2 protein-coding genes are annotated in these 4,823 nt (G+C 61.3%); both read left to right on the top strand.

Features of this window, described 5'->3' with window-relative positions; genetic code table 11:
- A partial coding sequence (locus VEK15_22010) for a TonB-dependent receptor (protein ID HXV63391.1) occupies positions 1-1,863 on the top strand: 1,863 nt, incomplete at its 5' end.
- A gap of 178 nt (positions 1,864-2,041) precedes the next feature.
- A complete protein-coding gene (locus tag VEK15_22005; GenBank protein HXV63390.1) occupies positions 2,042-4,615 on the top strand; it encodes a M14 metallopeptidase family protein in 2,574 nt (857 codons plus the stop codon).
- The last annotated feature ends 208 nt before the right edge of the window (positions 4,616-4,823 follow it).

Here is a 4,823-nt window from a genome sequence, read left to right as displayed (position 1 = left end):
GAGCAATGGCGATATATGTGGCTCACCAAGTTGGACCACCGGATCTCTGACAAGCAGAACGTATGGGCTCGTATCGCCTGGGAAAACGAGTACCGGCCGAACCTGACGGCGGGCGGCATCGTCGCCGAGGGATTCGACTTCGCCGTACCGCGGGATTCCGAAGTCCTAGGACACACCTGGGTGGCCTCCGACAGCGTCATGAACGAGTTTCGATTCCAGCGCGCCTTCTCCAAATATGAGGTGAGCCCGGCTTTCTCGCACGGATCCTTCGATGCGGGCGACTTCTCTGACGCGCGGCTCGCGCTCTGTGAGACGGAAATCTTCCGGCCGACGCTCAGAACCGGCAGCTGCAACGATCAAATGGGTCCGGAGACGCGATGGCAGTTCAAGGACGACTTCACCTACTTTCGGCCCAACTGGGGCGGAGACCACCAGTTAAAGTTGGGAGTGGATTACAACTACGTGCAGTTCAAGGCAGACATCTTGAATCAGTACAACGGGCGGTTCACCTTCGCCACCGACGCTCCCTTCAACGAAAACGACCCGGAAACCTACCCGGTCAACTATCTCCAGTCCCAGCCTCGGTTCGCGGACAGGCCGGTGCACCATTTCTCCTTGTACTTCCAGGATGACTGGTCACCGACTTCCAGCCTGACGCTCAACCTGGGTCTGCGCTACGACCTTCAGGTCGGTCCGTTCAACGAGGATATTCTCGAGATCGACTTTCCTCTCGAGATACCGTTCCACCAGGGGGCCGATCAGAGAGGTGACTTCAACAACATCGGGCCGCGAATCGGATTCGCCTGGGACCCGACCGAAAGCGGCCGGACAGTCATCAAGGGTGGCTACGGCCTCTTCTATGACAACATTCGGACGCTTCTGTCGATGCTCGGAGAGCGCACCTGGCACCAGGCAGAGACCATCATCATCGCCAACCCCGGCTACCCCGATCCTCTGGGAGGCCGCTCCCGCGAGGAGTTCGTCTCCACCGCACCCCCGAACATCGAGGTCATGGCGAACAACTTCGAGAATCCCTATGCTCATCACGTCAATCTGGGGGCCTCGCGGCAAATTTCCTCCGATTTCGCGCTCTCCGTCGACTTCACTTGGGTGCGTCGCTATGCCGACATCAATACCGTCAACCTCAACTATCCCGTGAACGGGGTGCGCCCCTACCCTCAATTCAATCGCGCGGACGAGGAGCGATCCTCCCAGGAGAACCGGTATAAAGGATTCTACGTGAAGCTCGACCGCAGACTCGCCGATCGCTATCAGTTCCTCGTCAGCTACACGTGGTCCGACTCGGAGGACCGCCAGTTCCGGATCGATGACGTGACCACCCCCGGATTTACGATGAGCGACTGGTACGCCGCCCAGGCGGATCGGCGGCATCGTCTCGTAGCCAGCGGCATCGTGCAGTTGCCGTACGATATCCAATTATCCGGCATCATCGATGTCCGGTCGTCGCTCCCCTTCGAGGTCAACACCGGTACCGACGACAACCGAGACAGTTACACCCCCGACCTGGCTCCGGGAACGACGTTTCGAAGCGGGTGCCGCGACCTCGACCTTGGAGCGGTGAACGCCTATCTGAGCTCCACGGGACGGCCTAACATCTCTGATAGCAGCATAGAATGTCCCGGATTCGCCAACGTGGATCTCCGGGGATCCAAGTACTTCTATCTTCCGGGCGGTCAGCGCTTCGAAGTGATGATCCAGGCGTTGAATCTATTCGATCGCGCCAATTTCAACGTTCCCGTGGGTAACCTGCGCTCGTCCAGTTTTGGCCAGCCGACGGATCTCCTTGCGAACATCAACGCCCCTTCACGCCAGATCGAGGTCGCCGTTCGTTTCGCCTTCTGAGTAAGCTGCGGTCCCGGGAGCATGGCCGATGCTCCCGGGACTTATCTCGCCGCTGGTCGGCGCCGGTGACTGCGAGGCTCACTGGGTGAATGGGGCTCGTCCTTGTACCGCTTCGCCGGGCCTTGAATCACGACGGCTTCTGCGTTAAGTAGACCTTTCAAATTAACGCGAGGTTGTCATGAAATCGCTTGGGATCCCGTTCTTGATGATTGCCGCTTTCCTGTCGCTTGGTCCGCTCGCCCTCGAGGTCGATGGGGCCAACGACATCACGACGCCGGAAGCTTTTTTCGGCCATCAAATGGGAGCCGACAAGAAGCTCGCCCGATGGGACAAGATCGTGGAGTACTTCGAGCTTCTCGCCCGGGAAAGCGGCCGCATCCGGGTCGTGAACCTCGGACCCACGACCGAAGGCCATCCGTATCTGCTCGTCATCGTCACCTCGGAAGAGAACCACAGGAATCTCGAGGCGATCCGGGAGATGAATCAAAAACTCTCCGACCCTCGCGGCCTCACGGACGCCGAAGTGGAACGGCTGATTACCGAGGGCAAGGCCGTCGTCAGCCAGTCCTTCGGATTGCATTCGACCGAGGTCGCCGCCGCACAGACCGCTCCCGAGCATGCCTACGACCTCGCGAACCGCGACGATGCCGAGACGCTGGCAATCCTCGACAACGTGGTCTACCTGATGTTCCCTTGCTTCAATCCCGACGGTCAGATCATGGTGACCGACTGGTACAACCAGACCGTCGGAGGCGAGTACGAGGGCACGAGCCTCCCCTGGCTGTACCACAAGTACGTCGGCCACGATAACAATCGCGACGCGGACTTTCTCAATCAGATCGAAGCCGTCCATACTGCCCGAGTGCTCTACAAAGAGTGGAAGCCCCAGGCCTACGTCGATCATCACCAGATGGGCTCGTACGGGGCCAGGATGTTCGTACCCCCGTACAGCGAGCCCCTTCGTCCTTATGCCGATCCGCTCGTTTGGCGTGAGCACGCCTGGTACGGCGCCCACATCGCCTACAAGCTCGAAGAGCACGGAAAGCCAGGCATCCTGAACGCTGGCCAGTACCCCGGCTGGGGACACTTCGGCTGGCACTGGATCACGCCCTTTCACAACATGGCGGGCATGTTGACGGAATCGGCGAGCGCAAGCCTCGCGACCCCGCTCTACATCCACCCCGATCAACTCGAAGGCGGCGCCCGGCAGTTTCCCGACTACGAGGCGCAATCCACGATGCCCAATGTCTGGCCTGGTGGATGGTGGCGGGTGCGTGACATCGTCGAGCAGCAGAAGATCGCGGCCTGGGCGCTTCTCGATCTCGCCGCCCGCAACCGTGAAACGGTGCTCAGAAACGCCCACCTCAAGGCGGCGAGACAGATCGAGCGTGGCGCGAAAGGAGACGTGAAGGCTTACATCGTGCCCGCGCGGCAACATGACCCGTTGACGGCGGTCAAGATGATCAACACGCTTCTCATGTCCGACATCGAGATCCAGAAATCGACGGCATCTTTCGAGGTCGAAGGCATGCACTATGGGGCCGGCTCGTACGTCATCTCGCTGGCCCAGCCAAAGATGGGGCTCGTCCGAAACCTCGTCGGGCGCACCTTGTATCCCGATAACGCCTGGACCCGCTCGCGGGACGGCGCGCCGCTACGGCCCTACGACACCGCGACCCACACGATGTCCGAGTTCATGGGGGTGCGGGTCGATCCCGTCTCCGTCCCCGTCGAGGGCGGTCTTGAGGTCATCGAGGACGAAGTTCTCACTCCGGGAGGCGTGGCCTCGGGCCCGAGGCTTCGCCTCGACGGACGGATGAACCTGAGCTACCAGGCGGCGAACCTTTTGCTCGACGAGAACGTCGGCGTCCAGAGGGTCGCGAGCTCCGGCGGAGACATGAGGGCGGGCGACTTCATCGTCACCAACGCTCCCCCCGATCTTCTCGCGCGGATCGCTTCCGAGACCGGCGTCCGCTTCGAAAGCGCTGGGAGCGAGCCGCGAGCGGCCCTGCACGACTTGAAGCGCATGCGGGTCGGCATGTATCAGCGCTACCGCGGCGGCAGCATGGATGAAGGATGGACGCGTTTTCTCCTCGAGCGGTTCGCCTTCCCCCACACCACGCTTCACGATGAGGATGTGAAACGGGGAGGTCTTCGTTCGAGCTATGACGTCATCATCATTCCTCACGATTCCAAGGAGACCATCCTGGGCAAACAGGACGAGGAAGAGCCAGGGCCCGCCCCCTACCCGCCCGAGTACATGAGCGGACTCGCGGGCGAGGGAGAGGACGCTCTGAGGACCTTCGTTCGGGAAGGCGGCACGCTCGTGAGCTTCGGAGACGCCACCGAGTTCGCCATCGACACCTTTTCGCTCAACGTGCGCAACGTGCTCGCGGGGATACCGAGCAAGGATTTCTTCTGCCCCGGATCGACTCTGCGGGTGGACGTCGACCCGAGCCATCCGCTCGCCTACGGCATGCCCGACGAAGCCCTCGCCCTTTTCTGGAGCAACCCCGCGTTCGAGATCCTGCCGTCTCGCGAGAACGACAAGTACGAGACGATCGTGCGCTATCGCCAGCGGGACATCCTGGAGAGTGGCTGGCTCGTCGGTGAAGAGCACCTGAACGGCCGAGCCGCCATGGTGTCGGCCGGCTACGGCCAGGGACGAGTCGTGCTCATCGGTTTCCGACCACAGCACCGCGCCCAGACTTACGGCACGTTCAAGCTGGTATTCAACGCACTCCTGCAATAGGCGAACGGATCCCGCCACGGCACTGAGCATGAGCAGGCTGACAAAAAAATTACGACCCACCTGCCGAGCGGCGGCCGAAACCTCTGCTGCGAGATCGGCGCGAAGCGCCGCAAAGGCCGAGCCGTGGCGGCCGGGCGATTGCGGGTCCCGCCACGGCACTGAGCATGAGCAGGTTGACAAAAAATTTACAACCCAACCTGCCGAGCGG

It is taken from the genome of Vicinamibacteria bacterium (assembly GCA_035620555.1).
Taxonomy (GTDB): domain Bacteria; phylum Acidobacteriota; class Vicinamibacteria; order Marinacidobacterales; family SMYC01; genus DASPGQ01.
The sequence above is the reverse complement of the archived record's forward strand: the minus strand, read 5'-3'. Positions and strand labels throughout refer to the sequence as shown.